Origin of the sequence: Acinetobacter sp. NIPH 542 (genome assembly GCF_000369825.1) — a bacterium.
Taxonomy (GTDB): Bacteria; Pseudomonadota; Gammaproteobacteria; order Pseudomonadales; family Moraxellaceae; genus Acinetobacter; species Acinetobacter oleivorans.
In genome coordinates this window covers 1863547-1883505 of sequence record NZ_KB850206.1, presented here as the reverse complement: position 1 = coordinate 1883505, position 19959 = coordinate 1863547, and the positions used below count along the sequence as shown (strand labels likewise).

Below are 19959 nucleotides of genomic sequence, written 5' to 3'. Positions count from 1 at the left end.
TTTCCTCTCTTGAGGGGTGTTTTTGCTCAAAAATAATCCAAATTTGGCTAATTTGTTCGTTATTTATACATGGGTATTTAGATACAAAATAATGGGCATCACGCAGAAACACCCCGTTTTCATTAACTTTTACCTTGAACTCTAGTAAACTTTTGTAGTCCATATTACTTGTGAAGCTTTTTAAGAAAGCTGGAATTTGCAAGTAATTTTTCAAAAAAAGAGGAATGAACACCGTGCTAGAAGCTTACCGCCAACACGTTGAAGAACGTGCCGCACTCGGAGTCCCACCGAAGCCACTTGATGATGCTCAAACAGCTCAGCTTGTTGAACTATTAAAAAATCCACCAGCAGGCGAAGAAGCGTTCTTGGTTGATTTGCTTGAAAACCGTGTTCCTGCAGGTGTTGACCAAGCAGCTTACGTAAAGGCAGCGTTCTTGGCAGCGATTGCAAAAGGCGAAGCAACTTCACCACTCGTTTCTAAAGAACGTGCAGTTTACTTACTAGGCACAATGCTTGGTGGTTACAACGTAGCACCACTTGTTGAGCTTCTTGACGATGCTGAACTTGCAAACCTAGCTGCTGAAGCATTAAAGAAAACACTTCTTGTATTTGATGCATTCCATGACGTAGCAGATAAAGCAAAAGCTGGTAACGCTGCGGCTAAAGCTGTTTTACAATCTTGGGCAGAAGCAGAATGGTTCACTAGCCGTCCTGATGTTCCAGAAGAAATCAAAATCACTGTATTCAAAGTAACTGGTGAAACAAATACTGATGACTTGTCTCCAGCTCAAGATGCTTGGAGCCGTCCAGATATCCCATTACATGCAAATGCAATGTTGAAAAACGAGCGTGATGGTATCAACCCTGAAAAACCAGGTGAAGTTGGCCCATTAAGCCAAATCAAAGAACTCATCGCGAAAGGCAACCAAGTTGCTTATGTTGGTGACGTTGTTGGTACAGGTTCTTCTCGTAAATCTGCAACTAACTCTGTACTTTGGTTCTTCGGTGACGAACTTCCACACATTCCAAACAAAAAAGATGGTGGTGTGTGCTTAGGTTCTAAAATCGCTCCAATTTTCTTTAATACAATGGAAGATGCAGGTGCATTACCTGTAGAAATCGACGTTGCTAACATGAATATGGGCGACGAAGTTGTATTGAAAATTGACCACGCTGCTGCAAAAGTTACTGCTTTTAAAGATGGCGTACAAATTTCAGAAGCAGAACTTAAAACTCCAGTACTTTTAGACGAAGTACGTGCTGGTGGTCGTATTAACTTGATCATTGGTCGTGGTTTAACTGCTAAAGCACGTGAAGAATTAGGTCTTGCACCTTCTACATTGTTCCGTACACCTGTACAACCTGCTGACACTGGTAAAGGCTTCACGCAAGCTCAGAAAATGGTTGGTCGTGCATGTGGTTTAGCTGAAGGTCAAGGTATCCGTCCGGGTACTTACTGTGAACCTAAGATGACTACAGTTGGTTCTCAAGATACAACTGGTCCTATGACTCGTGACGAGTTAAAAGACTTAGCTTGCTTGGGCTTCTCTGCTGACTTGGTAATGCAGTCTTTCTGTCACACTGCTGCGTATCCAAAACCAGTTGACGTAACAACTCACCATACATTACCTGACTTCATCATGAACCGTGGTGGTGTATCTTTACGTCCAGGTGACGGTATTATCCACTCTTGGTTAAACCGTATGTTACTTCCAGATACAGTAGGTACTGGTGGTGACTCACATACTCGTTTCCCAATCGGTATTTCATTCCCAGCGGGTTCTGGTCTTGTTGCGTTCGCAGCTGCAACTGGTGTTATGCCACTTGACATGCCAGAGTCTGTACTTGTTAAGTTCAAAGGTAAAATGCAACCTGGTATCACTTTACGTGACCTTGTACATGCAATTCCTTACTACGCAATTCAAGCGGGTGACTTAACTGTAGAGAAGAAAGGTAAGAAAAACATCTTCTCTGGTCGTATCCTTGAGATCGATTTGTCAGAAATGGAAAATGACTTGACTGTTGAGCAAGCATTCGAACTTTCTGATGCATCTGCTGAACGTTCTGCTGCTGGCTGTTCAATCACACTTTCTGAAGAGAAAGTTGCTGAATACTTGCGTTCTAACATCACCATGTTGAAGTGGATGATCGCAGAAGGTTATGGCGATGCTCGTACAATGGCGCGCCGTGCTGAAAACATGCAGAAGTGGTTAGACAACCCAAGCTTGTTAAAAGCTGATGCTGACGCAGAATACTTAAAAGTTTACGAAATCGATCTTGCTGACATCAAAGAACCAATTCTTTGCTGCCCGAACGATCCAGACGACGCGAAACTTCTTTCTGACGTTCAAGGCGACAAAATTGATGAAGTATTCATCGGTTCTTGTATGACGAACATCGGTCACTTCCGTGCAGCTGGTCAGTTACTTGATAAAGTACCTGGTGGTTCATTGTCTACTCGTTTATGGTTGGCTCCACCAACTCGTATGGACGAGCACCAATTAATGGAAGAAGGCTTGTATAACATCTATGGCCGTGCTGGTGCGCGTACAGAGATGCCAGGCTGTTCATTATGTATGGGTAACCAAGCACGTGTAGCGCCGAACACAACATGTGTATCGACATCTACTCGTAACTTCCCGAACCGTTTAGGCCAAGGTGCAAACGTTTACTTAGCGTCTGCTGAGCTTGCATCTGTAGCTGCGGTTCTTGGTAAATTGCCAAGCCCAGAAGAATATCAACAGTACGCGTCGCAAATCGACAGCGCTTCTGCTGACATCTACAAATACTTAAACTTCGACAAGATGAGCGAATATACTAAAGAAGCTGATCAAGTTGATACTAAGAAAATCCAAGCTGCTCAATTAACTTAATGGGCTAGGATCAAGAAAAGCCGAAAGGCTTTTCCCTAGTGCAAGAGCAAATCTATGATTTGCTTGAGCAAAAAGCTAAAAAGAAGGGCTGATTAATCAGCCCTTCTTTTTTGAAATAATTTCTAATTAATCTAAAATTTGATACCAAGCTTTAAATCAAAAAATTGTAGTGATTTCTGTACTATACATATCTAATAATTTTAATGGGTGTAGTCCAGTAATTTTGTCTTTACAATTTAATCAATCCATCATTTAATTATTGAAAATGAGTGACTTAAAAAGTTGATTCAACTAAATGGCTAAACAATCGCGTTTCTTATGTATTGGTGGATTCCTTAACGGTTCAGCGGTTAAAGACCAAGGGGACAGCTTTGTTTGTGTTGAAAATGACAAACATGTAACCTATCACAAAAAAGAAATCTTTCATCAAGATTCGTGGGATCAAGATTACTACGTCTGTGAAACAACAACAGACCAACAAGCACGAAATTGGGTTTATGATATCAAGCCCGATTAATTCAGCAGATATAATTTAGTACTTTTTAAAATAAATATATGAAAAGCCCCATCATAAGGGGCTTTTTTAAAATTAAAACAATTCTACCAATAACCCAACACTTTCCACCAAAGTCCGCCAATCACTACAAAAATAATGATATTAACCACGCTCATGACAAAGCCAGCTTTCCACCATTCACCAAGTGTGGTGTAACCCGAGCCGAACACTACAGGGGAAGTGCCAGTCGCATAATGGGTTAATGTCATCATAATGCTAGAAGCTGCTGCCATTATTAAAGCAAAGAGCATTGGCGGTGCACCGAGTGCAAGTCCTGCCGTATAAAAGGCTGCAAACATTGCAGTAATATGTGCCGTGGTACTAGCAAACATATAATGTGCGTACAAATAGGCGAGCATTAATAATAGACAAGCTGGCATCCAGCTTAGACCTAAATGACCAATACTAGTTTCTAAAACACTCGAGAACCACGTGATTAAACCAAGCTTATTTAAATAAGTTGCCATCATGACTAATGCTGCGAACCAAGTAATCGTATCCCACGCATTCTTTTGCGTCAGAATATCATCCCAAGTTAAAACACCTGTAAGTAGCAATAATCCTAAACCAATAAAGGCAGTCGTCGTTGGGTCAACAGCCCAAGCAGAGCCCAAAATCATGGCAGGAATCCCTGCCCATAGCATCAATAAAATACCGAATACACCAAGCATGATGATTTCATTTTTACTGACTGGGCCCATTTCTTTTAATTTAGTTTTAGCAAACTGAGCTGCATTAGGCGTTTCTTTGACTTCGGGTGGATACATCAAATATATAATCAAAGGCATAATAATTAAAGCAATCAAACCAGGCAATAACATCGCCAATGCCCAAGTGCTCCAACTTAATGAAATTTCACTATTAGTCGCCTTTGCCACTAAATCAACGACTAATGGGTTAGGGGCAGTTGCTGTAATAAACATTGCAGAGGTAATCGGGTTGGCTTGGTAGTTAACCAATGACAGATATTTTCCCATCCGACCTTCGGTACCTTTAGCAGGATCAGAATCATAACTAGTAGAAATTGCCAGTACAATCGGATGAATTATTCCGCCACCACGAGCCGTATTACTTGGCGTTACAGGGGCGAGAATGAGTTCTGAAAGTACCATGCTATAGCCAATCCCAATGGTTTTCTTGCCCCAAACTGCGATAAATAAATAGCCTAACCTTGCACCCAATCCAGTTTTTTGCAAACCTTTAGAGATCATGATTGAAATACCAATCAACCAGATGAGTGGGTTAGCAAAGCTACTAAGGGCATCTTGAATTGCACCGCTTGGGCTCGTGTTAGTCACACCAGTAATAGCGACTAAAGTTATTGCAATAATGGCAATGGCACCAATTGGCATCGCTTTACCGATGATTGCGGCAATTACACCGACAAACATTGCTAGCAAATGCCAAGCATCAGGATCAACACCATTTGGTACAGGAATCATGAACCAGATTAACAATGTAATAAATAAAGAAATAAGTGTAGGGAGGGCTTTAAATCCCATATAATTTCCCCTTGTTTTCGTATGATTCAAAATTAAAGTTCTTTATGAGTAAATCGCTAAAGACATAAGTATTAAAGTTCTATTATCGATTAAATGATTCAAGAATTCAAAAAATCACAAGCAATAAGTACTAGCTTTCATTTCTATGAAAACGTCATTCTTTTAAGTTAAATATTTCTTAATTTAAACCTAAATTATTAAGTTTTACTGAATTTTTAGCTCTGAAATGGATGTCAGAATGATAAATTCTTTTTATAGATATCAGTCTAATAAATAGTACTTAGTATGGTTAATTTTAAAAAAAGCTATAAAGATATCTAATTAAATTAATATATTTTAATACTAATTTTTAGAAAATATTAAAGATCAAAAAATAAGTTATATATCTAAATTAAGGTATAATAGGTATAAAAAATTATTAAATAAAATAACTTAGATATAATATTGGGTAAAAATTGGTCTTTCTGAGTTGTTAATTTTATTGAAAGCGTGAAATGAGTCATGAGTTTATTTAAAAATGTTAAATATATCATTTTAAAATTTAATATATATAAAATTGAATATAGTAGTAGTAATTAACTGGTTTTTTGTTTTAAAATAATTAAACGAACTTAAAAATAATTAAAAAAAATATGGGTATTTTATATAGGGAATTTGAGAATGCTAAAGACAATAGTTGAATTTAAATTTGATGATTATCAACTATATGAACAAAAAATACACTATAATGAAGGAGGAATTTTAGTTCAAAAAACTGAAGACATCGCGCAATATATTTTTAGTATATTGAGAAATAGATATCATTTAAATGTTGAACTATATAGTGAAAATTGGGGATGGCAAATTGAAATTCCATTGCCTGAAATAACGATGTATCTTGGAATAAGTGTCTATGAAGAATATAGAAACGGATTCGCAATTTTTATTTCACCGAATACACCTATTTTAAGAAAATTTTTATTTCGAAAAATTGATATTACCCATCATATTATGGTACTTCAAAATTATATAAATATTATCTTAAAATCACATCCAGGAATCTATGATGTGATGTGGTGGAAAGAAAATGAATTCCGATGTGTAGCGGCGAGCTGAAGTAGAAAAATATAAAATTTTAATTACCGAAGCGTGTTAAGGAAAATTTATTAAAGACCATATTGGTGAATAGGCAGTGAGAGCTTACTATATCTTCAATATCAAGTGGTCAGATCAATATGCAAAATTCAGCGTTGAAGGGATTGCGTAAGTTTTTCTATAATAATCTTCATAATCATGACTATGAAACTACCGTAAGTAGATGTATTAATTATTTTTTAGTTGTTTTAATTGTTGGTAATGTTGCTGCCGTTTTATTAGAAACAGTAAATGATTTGTACACAAGCTATCGTGTTTGGTTTGACTATTTTGAAGTTATTTCAATTGCAATTTTTAGTATTGAATATTTATTAAGATTGTGGAGTATTGCAGATCGAGATACGACACAATCTGCATGGAAAATTCGCTTGAACTGGATGAAAAGCGGGGAAGCAATTATTGATTTGATGGCAATTTTACCTGCCTATCTCAATTTCTTTGTACGAATTGATCTTCGTATGCTCAGAATCTTACGTTTACTACGCTTATTAAAATTAACGCGGTATTTTATCTCACTACAGATATTGTTATGCGTGATCAAACGTGAGAAAGGTTCTTTTCAGGCTGTTATTTTTATTTTAATCATTATGATTATTATGACTGCTTCTGGAATTTATGTGGTTGAAAACAAGGCTCAGCCAGAAGCTTTTAGTTCAATACCTAAATCTATGTGGTGGGCTGTTGTTACTTTAACTACAGTCGGTTATGGCGATGTAACACCAGTGACCAGTTTAGGAAAGTTACTGGGGGCACTTATTACAATTTTGGGTGTGGGTATTGCGGCTTTACCAGCTGGTATTTTGGCATCGGGGCTTGCAAATGAACTTAACCAGCGTAATCAACGTCTAGAGCAAGAATTTCGTGAATTACTTCAAGTACGAGGTATTGATATTTTACATGATGAAGTTGAAATAGAACGAATCCGTCAAAAAGTTGGTCTACCCAAAGAGCAGGCGCATAACCTGATTGTTCAAATTATGCGAGAAAAAGTATTAGAACAAGAAGAATCTGTTAGAGAGAAAAAATGTTATTGCCCACACTGTGGTGGAAAGCTAACTGATTAGAAATAATAAGTTAGCGTCTTCTTTGATTAAATTTACTTACTGGCTTTTTCAACAGCAAATGCAATAAGTAAAATGATAAGACCACCTAGACTCAAAACAAAACCTACCCAGATTGGCGCGATCCAACCCATTTGGTGGCTGAGTACCCATCCACCTAAAAATGCACCTAATGCATTGGCCATATTAAAGGCAGAGTGGTTAAGTGAGGCTGCTAATGTTTGGGCATCGCCTGCGACATCCATTAGACGGGTTTGCAAAGCTCCGCCTAATCCCATTACGGTGAGACCAATCAAAAATAATGAAGCAATAGCACTATAGATATTACTCATTAAGAAACTGGCAACAACAAAAGCGATTGCTGAACTAATTAATACACCTACAATCGTTTTGTTTAGGTTTTTATCAGCAAGCCATCCCGCTGCTAAGCCACCTATAACCATACCGATACCCCAGATAGCTAAAGCGATAGGGACAATTTGGATATTAACTTTAGTATATTCAGTCAAAATTGGTGAGACATAACTATAAACAGAAAACATGCCTCCAAAACCGATAGCACCTACCGCTAGTGTTAACCACATATTGATATTTTTAAGACCAGCTAATTCTGTTTTTATACTCGCAGTAGCTTGGACTGGAATATTGGGTACAAAGAAACCAACCGCAATTAAAGTAACGAATGCAATGGTTGCTGAAAACTCAAAACCTGCTCTCCAGCCAAAATTTTGACCTAACCACGTTGCGAGAGGAACACCAATTACAGTTGCCACTGTAAGACCCATCATCATTTGGGCAACCGCAGAAGCTCTTCTTGATGGACCCGCTAGTTCTGCTGCAACTAAGGCACCCACTCCAAAATATGCTCCGTGTGGTAAACCTGCAATGAAACGTGAGATTAAAACAGTTTCAGGTGTATGAGCTAAAGCAGTACAGGCATTAGCTACACCATAAAAAAGCATTAAGCCAAGCAATAAAGTTTTTCTCGGAACTTTGGCTCCGAGAATAGCAATGACAGGAGCACCAATAACTACACCCAATGCATAGGCACTAATAAAGTGGCCAGCTTCAGGAACTGTAATATGTAAATTATTTGCAATTTCTTGAATCAGTCCCATTGCGACGAATTCGGTAGTTCCAATACAAAAACCACCTACAGCGAGTGAGAAAATTGCTAAAAAGAGAGAATAGTGTTGATGTGTAGAAAGAGGGGATTGCGGGGACGCCATAATAAGTTAAGGGAAGACACAAAAAAGAGAAGTATAAGGGAAAAGAGAACAGAATAATAAAAAACTAAAATATTGAGAAAATGATTACGTATTTAAATGAGGTAAATTTAAATTTTTATATGAAATAATTCATCGAAAAACTTTTAAAAATTATATATGATTAGCGCGTAATACTTTAAGCATTACAACAAGTTGTATAAATATCTAAAAAAAGAGATGCTAAAACGTGAGAAAATTATTTATTACCTGCCTTATGGGTATGGCTATGTTATCTATGTCTGGTTGCGCAGTATTTATGGCGGGTAATCAACCAAGTAAAAAAAATTTAAATGTTCTAAATCCAGGCAGTTCTCGTAATTATGTGATTGCTGAGTTTGGTGCGCCTGTACTTTCAGAATACCGTGATGGAACACGCGTTGAGATCTATACTTTTCAGCAAGGTTATTCAAAGTGGGTGAAAGTCGGCAGAGCTTTTGGTCATGGTGTGGCAGATGTGGCTTCAATCGGCCTTTGGGAAGTATTTGGGACTCCGACAGAAGCATATTTTAATGGTAAAGAAACTTCATACGAAGTATCTTACGGACCAGATGATTTAGTGAAAAGCTATAAGCTAATTGATTTCGATCAGACATTTCCAAAGATAAAGCAGCAATAAAATCAAATTAAATAAGAAAAGACCTTCGGGTCTTTTTTGATGTAAAATTAAATCTATTAATGATAATAAGAATTATTTTTATTTGTGTATGCTATATTCGCTTATATTTTGTCTGATTTTTTCACTTTGCATACAACAGGATTTTGTAATAATGAATAGATTTCTAATGACGTCACTTGCATTGATATGTACAACGGGCTTTGCTCATGAACCTTATGTAGCGCCTGTAGCTTATAAAACTGACCAGACTCAAGTACCCGTAATTGCTGGTTATGCTGAAGAAGCATTAAATAGTGGATATCCTTTAAAGGATGCCAAGCTTACTGTAATTACACCTAAAAATGAGCTTAAAACCGTTAACTCAGAAGCTGTGCATAAGTCTGTAACTGTTTTTGATATAGATCTACCTGAAGAAGGTACATACATTGTTCAAACTCAGACGAGTTACCCTTTAAAATATGTATTTGACCAAAAAGAATGGCATCTATTTTTTGATATGCCAGCTGATAAAGCTCCACCGAAAGCAGAACGTGAATATTTGATTCCGACTGACCTTAAAACAAAAACAATTAAAACAGAACAAGTAACACGTGAGTGGATATTGCAGAGTTATCTTTCTAAGGGAAAAATTTCAGATATTCAGCTTCCTAATACACCGATTAAAGTTAGTTTTTCTGTGCATCCAAACCAGATTAAAGCTGCTCAACCAGTTAAATTAGCTATAACTGAAAAGGGCCAGCCTTTAGCTTATGCTGAAGTTAATGTAAGAGAAAAAGGTGCAACTGACAAACAAGTGCAGCAGTTTAAGGCTGAAAAGAATGGTCAGGTTGAGCTTAGATTTCCAAAGGCTGGAGAGTACTTAGTAGAAGTAACAGCTCCCCTAAACTTGAAAGTAAAACCTAAAAACCAGAGTTATACGATTATTAGCTTAAATGTATTAGCACAGTAGTTTTTAGTTTTTTATAAAAATAGACCTGATAAGGGTCTATTTTTGTCTTATGCTTTTTAAGCACTTTAAAAATTTTTATAAAATCGCTTTAATTTTCCTTCATTTTTGAAGACCTAAATTCATCCCAAGCAAAAATAGTAAAATAAAATTCATGTTGAGGCAAACTAACTAATTTTGTGTTAAAGTGAATAAAATTCATTAATGAAGATTTATCGAAAGTTTTATGGAAAAGCAAACATGAGCTTTACCCAATTTATAGATAAATCTCTTTTTGTAGGCTTGTGCTCATGTTAGAAATACGCCACCTTAAAACTCTAGTTGCTTTACGCGAGCATGGTTCATTAGTTTCGGCAGCAAATGACCTTTGCTTAACGCCTTCGGCTATTTCTCATCAGTTAAAAGAATTAGATCATTGGTATGGGGTAGAGGTTGTTAATCGTCGAAGCAGACCTGTTAGTTTTTCTAATGTTGGTCAGCGCTTATTAAAGTTAGCCGATGATGTTTTGCCACAAATTCAGATCACCCACAGTGATATCACGCGTATTGTGCATGGACAGACCGGCAGAATTATTTTTTCATCGGAATGCCATAGTTGTTTTGACTGGTTAATGCCTTTATTAAATCAGTATCGCCAGCAATACCCAGATGTAGATTTAGACTTTGCATCAGGTTTTGAAGCCAATCCGCATGAACTCTTACAAAATGCAGAATTTGATTTACTGATTACAGCTGACCCAATTGCTTTAAAAGGAATTGAGTATTTTCCGATTTTTGAATACGAATCACGTTTAGTCTTATCAAATACGCATCCTTTGGTACGGGCTGAAAATATTACAGTTCAAGAGTTAGCCGAAGAGGTTTTAATTACTTATCCGGTTGATAAGCACCGTTTAGATATTATGTCTAAACTTTTCATTCCTGCGAATATTCAGCCTAAACAAATACGAACAACTGATTTAACTCAAATGCTTATTCAGCTTGTTGCAAGTGGACGAGGTATTGCTGCTTTACCTGATTGGGTAGTAAATGAATATGAACAAAAAGGTTGGGTCACAAGCCGCCGTTTAGATTGTGTTTCTTCTACAGGTTTAAGACGAACTTTATATGCGGGTTATCGAACTGAAGAAAAAGAGAAAAGTTATTTTGAAGGATTTTTAAAGCAGTTAGAAAAGTTCTCTTTGAAACGGAATGCTTATTATTCTGGCTAAAAATAAAAATTTAGCCTAAGTGTTAAAAAGGTGCTTTATTGCACCTTTTTCACGTCGATTTCTTATTTGCCAATGAATAAAGAGAGTAAGCCTGCCGCAATTAGGGGACCGACTGGTACACCACGGAGTAAAGCAACACCAGCAACCGTACCAATCAGTAAACCTGCAACCACATCGGGTTGGCTTGACATTAGTTTTACTCCACGACCACCCAACCAAGCGACTAATAAGCCAATTGCAATAGCCAAAAGTGATTTAAAACTAACAAAGGACTTTAAAATACTCTCCCCACTGAGCTTCCCACTGGCAATTGGAGTAAGTACACCAATCGTTAAAATAAGAATTCCTAAATTAAGACCGTGAGCTTGAATATAGGGGAAAAACTCATTTAATGGCGTAATTTTAACGACAATGAGCACACCAGCTGCAATCGTTACAGCTGCATTTTGACTTAATAAGCCGCAGATCAACAGAACGAGTAGAACAACTAAATTAACATCAAATTGGGCAAGCATGGGGAGTGCGGAGGAAGTAAATAAATGGAATTGTATAATATTTAAGACTCGTAATGTGAACGCTTTAAAAGATATAGCCGATTTTAAATCTTATTTTTAAGAATAAATGATTGTATATCTCTCAATCCTAAAGAGTTTTAATTTTTGGTTACGCTTGGAAACAATGTTATATAAATTAACAAGTTAAAAATTTTAGTTTTTAAAAATTGTGATATAAAAATAGTCATTACTCATGAGTACAGGATAGATTTATGGACATTATAGATATCAAAATCAAAGATCAGTTTGACCAGATTCATGATGCAAAAGCGCAACTAAAGAAAAATTTAGTTGAACATGAGAATGAAACGTTAAAGCTAAGCCAACGTATTGAACATATTATTGTTGATAATGAAATTATTCTGCCTACTACCGAATTATTATTTGAAAGTGAACAGAATGAAAATATTTATCGAGTAGTCGAAGAATAGTGTGCGAGTTACATGAAGTAAATGTAAAGAGCTGCTCGTAGCGTTTAGTAAAAAGTGGAAACTACGTTAAAATAACAGCTTAGTTCTAATGAGAAAACTTCATGCTGCTGGAAAAAATTTTACAATCACAAGGGTTTGGTTCACGTAAATATTGTCAGCAGTTAATAAAAAACGGATCTGTAAGTATTGATGGAGAGGTTGCAGATGATCTCAAAAAGCAATTCTCTCCAGAAAATTTAGAGTTTTCTCTTTTTGGGGAAACTTATCAATATCGAGAAAAAGTTTACCTTGCTCTAAAAAAACCAAAAGGTTTTGAGTGTTCACACCAGCCCCATCATCATCAAAGCGTATTTAGCCTTTTACCAGAAATTATGATTCAACGTGGTGTGCAGGCTATTGGTCGTTTAGATCAAGATACGACGGGCTTACTTTTACTTACTGATGACGGTAAATATCTTCAAGCTTTAACTCATCCTCGTAAACATGTGCCCAAGGTTTATCATGTTACGACTGTAGATCCAGTTACACCTGAGCAAATTGAAATGCTGAGCCAAGGTGTGAGTTTGCATCAAGAAAAAGGTGTTTTTGCTGCAACAGATGTGGAGATATTAGAAACGCATCAATTAACCATGACGATTCATCAAGGTGTTTATCATCAAGTAAAAAGAATGATTGCAGCTGTAGGAAATAAGGTAGAAGCATTACATCGCCATCAAGTAGGGCAATTGGTTTTACCTGAACTTGAAGATGGTGAGTGGGTTTATTTATCTGAACAACAAAAACAACGCGCTCAAAATATCATTTGAGAAAACAATGGAAGGTTTGGAACTCGCTATCTCGAATAAATCCCATTTGTTCATATAAACGATGAGATTCATGGTTGTTACTTTGAGTTTCCAAACTAATCCGCAAAGCATTTTCTTGTTTTGCAAATAAGATTGCTGTATCGATTAGCTGTTTAGCAGAACCTTGACGGCGGAAAACGGGCGTAACATATACATCATCTAAAATATAGTAAGTTGAACAAGCAACTGAAGAAAAACCTAAATAGAGTAAAATAAAACCCGTGATTTTATCGTCTTTAATATGAATGAAAAACACACTTTCTCTATTCTCAAAACGTTGTTTAAGGAAGTGAAGTGATTCATTAAAATTAGAAGAGGCCCCATAAAATTGGCGGTATTCATCAAATAAAACGGCGAGTTGCTCTAAATCTTCAAAAGTCGCTCGTCTAACGATCATTTGGCACTCCTTGTAACTTATCATTATGTTTTTACAAAGAGAGCATAACGAAAAAAACAGCTTTTTGACGTTAAAACTTGTTTATAAATGCAACAGTGTTAAGTTTTGTCGCTTTCACCAAGAAGTGCATTAAGTTCTTCAAATAAATCTTCATGGTCATCATCTTCAGCTAAATTTGATGGATTTTGGTTCAATGAAGATGCTTTTGCTTTTCTCAGCTTTAATAATTGTTCCATATTAATATTCTGATTTTCGATAGCAAAAGGAATAGATTTAGTTAATACGACCTGTTTAAAAAAAAGTCGTACTGCTTGGGCAGGGGTAATTCCCAGTTGTTTAAAAACAGCAAAAGCCTGCTTTTTTTCTTGGGAGTCAAGTCGAACCTGATAAACTTCTGTTTTTCGCATGAATAACAAAACCAAATGATTTTTAATTTTTAGGAATTTATTTTAAACCATCGCAATGTAATTTCAATGCTTTTTGGCATAAAAAATAATCTTTTTGTCATTACGGTTACATTACAATGTCAATTCAAACTCAGAATTAAAAGACATTCCCTCTTTTGTGAGGGGATCTATAAATGAAATGTGCTTAGCGAGTAGCTGTAATGGTTCCGAGAAATCATCTTCAGCCTTGTGTTGAACTACTGGATAAAATGGATCATTTTTAATCGGAATTTCTAAGTAATTAAGATGCACGCGAAGTTGGTGCTGTTTGCCCGTTGTCGGTGTTAAGCGATATTTTGCCCAAATCTGGTTATGTTCGATGAGTTCAATATAGGTCTCGGTATTTGTTTTTGCATTTTCTATAACCCGCATGGTGTAAAAAGGATGACCTTTATCTAAATGCAAATGTAATGTTTGAGGAAAATTTAAATCTTTTTTATAAGGTGCAACAGCGTGATAAATTTTATTGACTTGGCGCTCTGCAAATAATTGTTGGTAAATACCACGCGACTCAACCCGTTTGCAAAATAGAACAACACCAGCAGTTTCACGATCTAGACGATGAATAGGGGTTAAAAATTCATTGCCTGTTTGTTTTTTAAGACGGACTAAAAGTGTCTCTTGAACATATTGTCCAGTCGGGCTAATTGTTAAAAAATGGGGTTTATCGACCACCAGTAAATCATCATTCTCAAATAAAATCCGATGTTCAAATGGAACATGTGGTTCATATGCAAGAAAGCGATAATAAAAAATATGGGTATTACTTTGGTATGGACTGTCTAATGTTAGTTTTTGTCCATTTGCCCCATAAATAAGTCCATCTTGAAATCGTTGTTGCCACTCTTGCACTTTAATATGTTGGAAATGTTGGCATAGATACTCATAAATAGTTTGAGTATTTGTTTGTGCAGGAAGATAGACTTGGCTTGCGCTTACACCATCAACCATAGGTGGCAAAAAATCGTTCGGACTAGACATAAAAAAATGTAAATATGTAAGAAAATTGATATAAAAAAAGCCAACTTCTAGGGCTTAAGTAGGCTTTTAAGGCAGGGCAATGTTATCATATCGATTATTTCGAATCATGTTATGTGTGCTATGTCGTATTCATTGAAATTGGTCTTAAATCATGAAGAAGATACTGAGCGTTTAGCTCAAGCTTTGGCGCAGCATGTTCAGTCGGGTATAATTTATTTAATTGGGGATCTAGGTGCGGGTAAAACCACACTTACGCGCTATTTCTTACAGGCTTTGGGCCACAAAGGCTCTGTTAAAAGTCCAACTTATACACTCGTTGAGCCATATAAAATTAATGATAAAGAAATTTTTCATTTTGACTTATATCGTTTGAATGATCCGTACGAACTTGAATTAATGGGAATCCGTGATTATTTAGATATCGCAGACGCATTATTTTTATTTGAATGGCCATCAAAAGGTGGCGATGAAATTCCAGAGGCAGATATCATTATTGATATTCAAAAGTCAGATGATGAGTTGAGCCGTTTAGTAACCCTAACTTTACCTACAGAACATTTGTATCAGACTTTGCAGGAACAGCTTCATGACTGATGAAAAGCTAACACAACGTCGTATCCATACATTAGACGCAGCGTTAGCCAACCAGATTGCTGCTGGTGAGGTGATTGAGCGTCCTTCATCTGTTGTTAAAGAATTATTAGAAAACTCTATCGATGCCGGTGCAACTGAGCTGATTGTGCGGATTGCTCAAGGTGGTTCGACCCTAATAGAAATTATTGATAATGGGCATGGTATTCATTCTGAAGATTTAGCACTAGCGGTTATGCGCCATGCCACAAGTAAAATTAAAACGGCAGAAGATTTACACGCTATTGTAAGTCTAGGATTTCGCGGGGAGGCACTTGCTTCGATTGCCGCTGTTTCAAGATTGACATTGACCAGTAGCCAAGATGAAAGTGGTATTGGCCATCAGGTTGAAGTAAACGGTACAGCATTTGATCATCAAGAAGTACAAGCTGTTGCTGCTCAAAAGGGAACCCATATACGTGTTCAGGACTTATTTTTTAATGTCCCTGCACGCCGTAAATTCCTAAAAAAACCAACCACTGAATTTGGCCATATTGAAGAGATTGTTCGCCGTCTAGCTCTAACACATTTCGATATACGTTTTGTGCTTGAGCATAATGATAATATTAGAATTAATTTACCTATAGCGGATAGCGGCGAGCTGCGTTTTCAGCGGGTACAGCAATTATTAGGTTCGCAATTCGTACAAAATGCATATTGGATGGATGCTGAAAGTATTAGCATGCGTTTATCGGGTTGGCTTGGCCATCCTTCTGATGCACGTGCGCAGGCTGATATGCAATATGTCTATGTAAATGGCCGTATTGTCAAAGATAAAACAATTTCGCATGCGTTACGCATGGCATATGACGGTATTTTACATGGTCATCAACATTCATCTTATCTACTTTTCTTAGAAGTCGATCCTGAAAATATTGATGTCAATGTTCATCCTACAAAACATGAAATTCGCTTTTTAAATCAAAGAGAAGTGCATGAGTTTGTAAGGCATTATGCAAAAGAAACTCTATCGCAATTTCAGACAGCGAGTGCTGATTTAGCTCAAGCGATGAAAGTAGATGAACAATCAGATTACTCAGTACAGCCGCAGCCTAAATATCAAGAACAATTTTCATTGCACAGAGCAAATGAAACTTTAAATGCAGATAGTGAGCCACAGACTCAGCACGCACCAACAGAGTTATTAACCGATTTTAATGCTAGTCGTCCGCAAGCTGTTCACTATGCAGATCAAACACCAAAATATAATGGTTCTGCTCAATTAAATAATGCGTTAAAGACATACTTGGCACCTCTACGTGATCAACCTGCTACTTTTTCAGTAAATGAAAATATTGAACCAGTAACTAAAGTTGATGAATTTCCTTTAGGTATCGCAATTGCTCAACTTCATGGAATTTATATTCTAGCGCAGAATACCGAAGGGCTTATTATTGTTGATATGCATGCGGCACATGAGCGTATTTTATTACAACAAATGAAAAATGCTTGGGATAAACCTGAATTTTGGACATCTCAGCAGTTACTTATACCTAAAGTCATTTCTATTAGCCGTATGCAGGCCGTTAGGGTAGAGGAATTAAAACCTCAACTTGAGCGCTTAGGTTTGGAAATTGATTTATATGGCGATGAGCAAGTTATTGTTCGTGGTGTGCCTGCCATATTACAAAAAGCTGATTTTGAAAATCTTATTCCAGAGCTTTTAAATGATTTAGATCCAAATGATGAAGCCCAAGGGTTACTTCAAAAAAGAGACGAGTTATTAGCAGGAATGGCATGCCATGGTGCAGTGCGTGCACATCGACAACTCAGCCTTTCAGAAATGAATGCTTTACTTCGTCAAATGGAACAAACTGAATTTGCGAGCCAATGTAACCATGGGCGGCCAACTTGGCGTGCATTTCCATTATCTCAATTAGATAAATTATTTGCTCGAGGAGAGTAGTTTTACATGTCAAATCAATTGCCCGTCATCAATTTAATGGGACCAACTGCGAGCGGGAAAACCGCTTTGGCATGTGAATTATACGAGCGGGGAAATTTTGAGCTAATTTCTGTTGATTCTGCACTCGTCTATAAAGATATGGATATTGGTACGGCTAAACCAACGCGTGAAGAGCAAGCGCTCTATCCTCATCATCTGATTGATATTATTACGCCTCTTGAAGTTTATTCAGCTGCTCAGTTTGTTGAAGATGCATGTAAGTTAATTGATGATATGCATTCACGCGGTAAGACTCCTATTTTGGTAGGAGGCACTATGTTGTACTTTAAGGCATTATTAGAAGGGTTGTCTGGTAATTTACCGAGTGCGGATGCAAATGTCCGTGCAGCAATTGAAGAAAAAGGTTTAAATGAAGGGTGGCAGGCCGTTTATGATGAGTTGGTTTCTGTAGATCCTGCTGCCGCTATAAAATTTAATGTGACTGATAAGCAAAGGATTATTCGAGCATTAGAAGTTTATAAGATTACGGGCGAACCAATTACTAAATTGCAGGCAGAACAACCAAAAAACGTACCATATCGATACATATTTCATAATTATGCTTTACTTCCAGATCGGGTAGAATTACATCAACGCATTGAGCAAAGATTAAGCAAAATGTGGGATATCGGTTTTTTGAGTGAAGTTGAAGCTCTAATTGAAAAATACGATTTAGATGAAAATTTACCCTCAATGCGTTCAGTGGGTTATCGACAAGCACTAGAATTTCTATTAAAAAGTGACTTAAGTCTCAAAAGTAAACGTGAAATGGAGGATAAAGCTTTATTTGCAACACGACAACTTGCCAAACGTCAATATACGTGGTTACGTTCTTTGCAAGAAATACACGATTTTAAAACTTACTTGACGATAAAGCAGGCGAAAGAAGACTTGCGAAACTCTTATGGATAAAGCAAAATTTGCACACTGTCTTTTTATAATTTTTAGTTGAAAAATAAAGATAGTTTTTTTGCGCTGATTTAAAAATTTTTTTTTGGAGTTAAAAATGTCTAAAGGTCAAACTTTACAAGATCCGTTCTTAAATTCTCTCCGTAAAGAACGTATCCCTGTTTCTATTTTCCTTGTGAACGGTATTAAATTACAGGGTCATATTGAATCTTTTGACCAATATGTTGTTTTATTAAAAAATACAGTAAGTCAAATGGTTTACAAACACGCTATTTCAACTGTTGTTCCAGCACGTAACCCACGCCCAGCAGGCGCGCAAGGTACTGGCTTCCCAGCACAAGGTGGCGCACAAGGCGGCTTCGGTGGTCAACCTACTGGTGGCTTTGGTGGCGGTCAAGGCGGTGGCTTTGGTGGCGGTCAAGGCGGTGGCTTTGGTGGTAGTCAAGGCGGCTTCGGCGGTCAAGGCGGCTTCGGTGGTCAAGGCGGCGGCTTCGGCGGTCAAGGTGGCTTCGGCGGTCAAGGCGGTTTCGGTGGTCAAGGCGGTTTCGGTGGTCATCAAGGTGGTTTTGACAACGATACTAAATTTGAAGATGGTCAAGAAGACGAAAATAATCGTTAATTGAAATCTAAAAAGAAGCCAGTCAGATAATGACTGGCTTTTTTTATGTTTATTTATAAATTAATTTAGAATATTTAATTCAACAGTAGTCGTAATCTGATCATTATGGCTGATATATCTAAATAAATAGAGTTTTAATCGATGCTATTAATATTAGCTGCTGCTTTAAGCAGTGTTTTGGTGTCCATCCTATTAAAAAACTTAAAGAAAAAAGGTTACCAGCCGCTACAAATGATTGCATGGAATTATGCGAGTGCGAGTTTTCTTTGCTTTTGGTGGTTTCAGCCAGATATTCAACATATTTCAATACAAAAGACGCCTTGGTGGTTAATTGTTGCATTAGGAGTGATTTTGCCCAGTATTTTTCTATGTTTAGCTAAATCATTAGAATATGCAGGAATTGTTAAAACTGAGGTTGCACAACGACTTTCCGTGGTACTTTCTTTACTCGCAGCTTATTTCATTTTTAATGAGCAATTTAATGCATTAAAGCTGTGGGGAATAGGTCTAGGAGTTTTTGCAGTCTTACTCGTCTTATTTGGACAAATGAATACTTCTTCGAATCATCAATCTCGAAAAGCAATTGTTGCTCTATTAAGTGTTTGGTGTGGATATGCCGCGGTAGACATTCTCTTAAAATATACGAGTAGTTTAGGTCTTCAATTTACACTCACGTTGAATCTTATTTTTATTACATCTTTTATATTATCAATTTCATATTTATTGGTGCAGAAAACCCAAAAATGGCAGCTTAAAAGTGCTATAGCTGGATTAGTATTAGGTGTGCTTAATTTTTCAAATATTGCTTTATATGTGAAGGCTCATATCTTTTTAAAGGATTCACCTGCAATTGTTTTTGCAAGTATGAATATACTCGTTGTGTTATTAGGAATTGCAAGTGGCGTTATTTTATATAAAGAAAAATTAAAATGGCCTACCACTTTGGGTATTTTATTGGGGATCAGTGGCGTACTTTGCTTAGCTAGGGCAATGAGTTTATAGTTCAAGAGAGTTGAATCTCTTGAACTATTTTCA

General features: G+C 36.8%; 20 protein-coding genes. 14 read left to right on the top strand and 6 right to left on the bottom strand.

The features are described 5' to 3' along the window. Positions 1-233: 233 nt before the first annotated feature. Positions 234-2873: a bifunctional aconitate hydratase 2/2-methylisocitrate dehydratase gene (locus F886_RS14285; protein ID WP_005306651.1), complete on the top strand. Its 2640-nt coding sequence runs from the start codon at positions 234-236 to the stop codon at positions 2871-2873. A gap of 295 nt (positions 2874-3168) precedes the next feature. Continuing rightward, positions 3169-3390: a hypothetical protein gene (locus tag F886_RS14280; RefSeq protein WP_005306647.1), complete on the top strand. Its 222-nt coding sequence runs from the start codon at positions 3169-3171 to the stop codon at positions 3388-3390. A gap of 83 nt (positions 3391-3473) precedes the next feature. On the opposite strand, the gene F886_RS14275 is transcribed toward F886_RS14280, so the two are convergent. Then, positions 3474-4931: a DASS family sodium-coupled anion symporter gene (locus F886_RS14275; RefSeq protein ID WP_005306644.1), complete on the bottom strand. Its 1458-nt coding sequence runs from the start codon at positions 4929-4931 to the stop codon at positions 3474-3476. Positions 4932-5591: 660 nt separating this feature from the next. Between F886_RS14275 and F886_RS14270 the strand changes: the two genes are divergently transcribed. After that, complete coding sequence (locus F886_RS14270) at positions 5592-6026, top strand: hypothetical protein (protein WP_005306641.1); 435 nt, start codon at positions 5592-5594, stop codon at positions 6024-6026. A 119-nt stretch (positions 6027-6145) separates the two neighbouring features. Next, positions 6146-7129, top strand: coding sequence for an ion transporter (locus tag F886_RS14265; protein WP_005306638.1), 984 nt, complete (start codon positions 6146-6148; stop codon positions 7127-7129). A 32-nt stretch (positions 7130-7161) separates the two neighbouring features. Here the strand turns inward: F886_RS14265 and F886_RS14260 are convergent, their stop codons facing one another. Then, positions 7162-8355 (bottom strand): MFS transporter, encoded by a 1194-nt coding sequence (locus F886_RS14260; protein WP_005306635.1) that lies wholly within the window; start codon positions 8353-8355, stop codon positions 7162-7164. Between the two features lie 226 nt (positions 8356-8581). Here F886_RS14260 and F886_RS14255 point away from each other — a divergent pair, with 226 nt between their 5' ends. From F886_RS14255 to F886_RS14245, 3 genes are all read left to right on the top strand, one after another. Then, entirely contained in the window at positions 8582-9010 is a 429-nt protein-coding gene (locus tag F886_RS14255; protein ID WP_005306633.1) for a hypothetical protein, read from the top strand. A gap of 151 nt (positions 9011-9161) precedes the next feature. Next, entirely contained in the window at positions 9162-9959 is a 798-nt protein-coding gene (locus tag F886_RS14250) for a DUF4198 domain-containing protein (RefSeq protein ID WP_005306628.1), read from the top strand. A 287-nt stretch (positions 9960-10246) separates the two neighbouring features. Then, positions 10247-11167 carry a LysR family transcriptional regulator gene (locus F886_RS14245; protein ID WP_005306625.1) on the top strand — a complete coding sequence of 307 codons (921 nt, stop codon included), beginning with the start codon at positions 10247-10249 and terminating at the stop codon, positions 11165-11167. A gap of 62 nt (positions 11168-11229) precedes the next feature. On the opposite strand, the gene F886_RS14240 is transcribed toward F886_RS14245, so the two are convergent. Beyond that, entirely contained in the window at positions 11230-11682 is a 453-nt protein-coding gene (locus F886_RS14240; RefSeq protein WP_004791554.1) for a DUF441 domain-containing protein, read from the bottom strand. A 251-nt stretch (positions 11683-11933) separates the two neighbouring features. Here F886_RS14240 and F886_RS14235 point away from each other — a divergent pair, with 251 nt between their 5' ends. Both F886_RS14235 and F886_RS14230 read left to right on the top strand, forming a co-directional pair. Then, the gene (locus tag F886_RS14235) at positions 11934-12152 is read left to right on the top strand and encodes a hypothetical protein (RefSeq protein WP_005306622.1); all 219 of its coding nucleotides are present in this window, start codon (positions 11934-11936) and stop codon (positions 12150-12152) included. A 101-nt stretch (positions 12153-12253) separates the two neighbouring features. Then, positions 12254-12958, top strand: a complete 705-nt coding sequence (locus F886_RS14230; RefSeq protein WP_005306619.1) for a pseudouridine synthase — start codon at positions 12254-12256, stop codon at positions 12956-12958. Here the strand turns inward: F886_RS14230 and F886_RS14225 are convergent. The 3 genes from F886_RS14225 to F886_RS14215 all read right to left on the bottom strand — a co-directional run bounded on the left by F886_RS14225 (position 12951) and on the right by F886_RS14215 (position 14821). Then, a complete protein-coding gene (locus F886_RS14225; protein WP_002122286.1) occupies positions 12951-13394 on the bottom strand; it encodes a GNAT family N-acetyltransferase in 444 nt (147 codons plus the stop codon). The genes F886_RS14230 and F886_RS14225 overlap by 8 nt on opposite strands. Positions 13395-13492: 98 nt before the next feature. Next, entirely contained in the window at positions 13493-13801 is a 309-nt protein-coding gene (locus F886_RS14220; protein WP_005306616.1) for a type II toxin-antitoxin system RelB/DinJ family antitoxin, read from the bottom strand. Between the two features lie 111 nt (positions 13802-13912). After that, the gene (locus F886_RS14215; RefSeq protein WP_005306613.1) at positions 13913-14821 is read right to left on the bottom strand and encodes a pseudouridine synthase; all 909 of its coding nucleotides are present in this window, start codon (positions 14819-14821) and stop codon (positions 13913-13915) included. Between the two features lie 120 nt (positions 14822-14941). Here F886_RS14215 and tsaE point away from each other — a divergent pair, with 120 nt between their 5' ends. The 5 genes from tsaE to F886_RS14190 all read left to right on the top strand — a co-directional run bounded on the left by tsaE (position 14942) and on the right by F886_RS14190 (position 19926). After that, positions 14942-15415 (top strand): tRNA (adenosine(37)-N6)-threonylcarbamoyltransferase complex ATPase subunit type 1 TsaE, encoded by a 474-nt coding sequence (tsaE, locus tag F886_RS14210; protein ID WP_034591353.1) that lies wholly within the window; start codon positions 14942-14944, stop codon positions 15413-15415. Beyond that, positions 15408-17357 carry a DNA mismatch repair endonuclease MutL gene (mutL, locus tag F886_RS14205; RefSeq protein WP_005306607.1) on the top strand — a complete coding sequence of 650 codons (1950 nt, stop codon included), beginning with the start codon at positions 15408-15410 and terminating at the stop codon, positions 17355-17357. The genes tsaE and mutL overlap by 8 nt, the downstream gene beginning before the upstream one ends. 6 nt (positions 17358-17363) lie before the next feature. Next, positions 17364-18308, top strand: coding sequence for a tRNA (adenosine(37)-N6)-dimethylallyltransferase MiaA (miaA, locus tag F886_RS14200; RefSeq protein ID WP_005306604.1), 945 nt, complete (start codon positions 17364-17366; stop codon positions 18306-18308). A 94-nt stretch (positions 18309-18402) separates the two neighbouring features. Continuing rightward, complete coding sequence (gene hfq / locus F886_RS14195; protein WP_005306601.1) at positions 18403-18924, top strand: RNA chaperone Hfq; 522 nt, start codon at positions 18403-18405, stop codon at positions 18922-18924. Positions 18925-19065: 141 nt separating this feature from the next. Continuing rightward, on the top strand, positions 19066-19926 hold the full coding sequence (locus F886_RS14190; protein WP_005306598.1) for a DMT family transporter: 861 nt from the start codon (positions 19066-19068) through the stop codon (positions 19924-19926). Positions 19927-19959 lie beyond the last annotated feature (33 nt).

Excerpts from the sequence above, each read along its gene's own strand:
- tsaE (WP_034591353.1), top strand. The coding sequence starts at position 14,942 with ATGTCGTATTCATTGAAATTGGTCTTAAATCATGAAGAAGATACTGAG.
- F886_RS14240 (WP_004791554.1), bottom strand. The coding sequence starts at position 11,682 with ATGCTTGCCCAATTTGATGTTAATTTAGTTGTTCTACTCGTTCTGTTG.
- F886_RS14220 (WP_005306616.1), bottom strand. The coding sequence starts at position 13,801 with ATGCGAAAAACAGAAGTTTATCAGGTTCGACTTGACTCCCAAGAAAAA.
- F886_RS14190 (WP_005306598.1), top strand. The coding sequence starts at position 19,066 with ATGCTATTAATATTAGCTGCTGCTTTAAGCAGTGTTTTGGTGTCCATC.
- F886_RS14230 (WP_005306619.1), top strand. The coding sequence starts at position 12,254 with ATGCTGCTGGAAAAAATTTTACAATCACAAGGGTTTGGTTCACGTAAA.
- F886_RS14245 (WP_005306625.1), top strand. The coding sequence starts at position 10,247 with ATGTTAGAAATACGCCACCTTAAAACTCTAGTTGCTTTACGCGAGCAT.
- hfq (WP_005306601.1), top strand. The coding sequence starts at position 18,403 with ATGTCTAAAGGTCAAACTTTACAAGATCCGTTCTTAAATTCTCTCCGT.
- F886_RS14275 (WP_005306644.1), bottom strand. The coding sequence starts at position 4,931 with ATGGGATTTAAAGCCCTCCCTACACTTATTTCTTTATTTATTACATTG.
- F886_RS14250 (WP_005306628.1), top strand. The coding sequence starts at position 9,162 with ATGAATAGATTTCTAATGACGTCACTTGCATTGATATGTACAACGGGC.
- F886_RS14265 (WP_005306638.1), top strand. The coding sequence starts at position 6,146 with ATGCAAAATTCAGCGTTGAAGGGATTGCGTAAGTTTTTCTATAATAAT.
- F886_RS14235 (WP_005306622.1), top strand. The coding sequence starts at position 11,934 with ATGGACATTATAGATATCAAAATCAAAGATCAGTTTGACCAGATTCAT.
- F886_RS14270 (WP_005306641.1), top strand. The coding sequence starts at position 5,592 with ATGCTAAAGACAATAGTTGAATTTAAATTTGATGATTATCAACTATAT.
- mutL (WP_005306607.1), top strand. The coding sequence starts at position 15,408 with ATGACTGATGAAAAGCTAACACAACGTCGTATCCATACATTAGACGCA.
- F886_RS14215 (WP_005306613.1), bottom strand. The coding sequence starts at position 14,821 with ATGTCTAGTCCGAACGATTTTTTGCCACCTATGGTTGATGGTGTAAGC.
- F886_RS14260 (WP_005306635.1), bottom strand. The coding sequence starts at position 8,355 with ATGGCGTCCCCGCAATCCCCTCTTTCTACACATCAACACTATTCTCTC.
- miaA (WP_005306604.1), top strand. The coding sequence starts at position 17,364 with ATGTCAAATCAATTGCCCGTCATCAATTTAATGGGACCAACTGCGAGC.
- F886_RS14280 (WP_005306647.1), top strand. The coding sequence starts at position 3,169 with ATGGCTAAACAATCGCGTTTCTTATGTATTGGTGGATTCCTTAACGGT.
- F886_RS14225 (WP_002122286.1), bottom strand. The coding sequence starts at position 13,394 with ATGATCGTTAGACGAGCGACTTTTGAAGATTTAGAGCAACTCGCCGTT.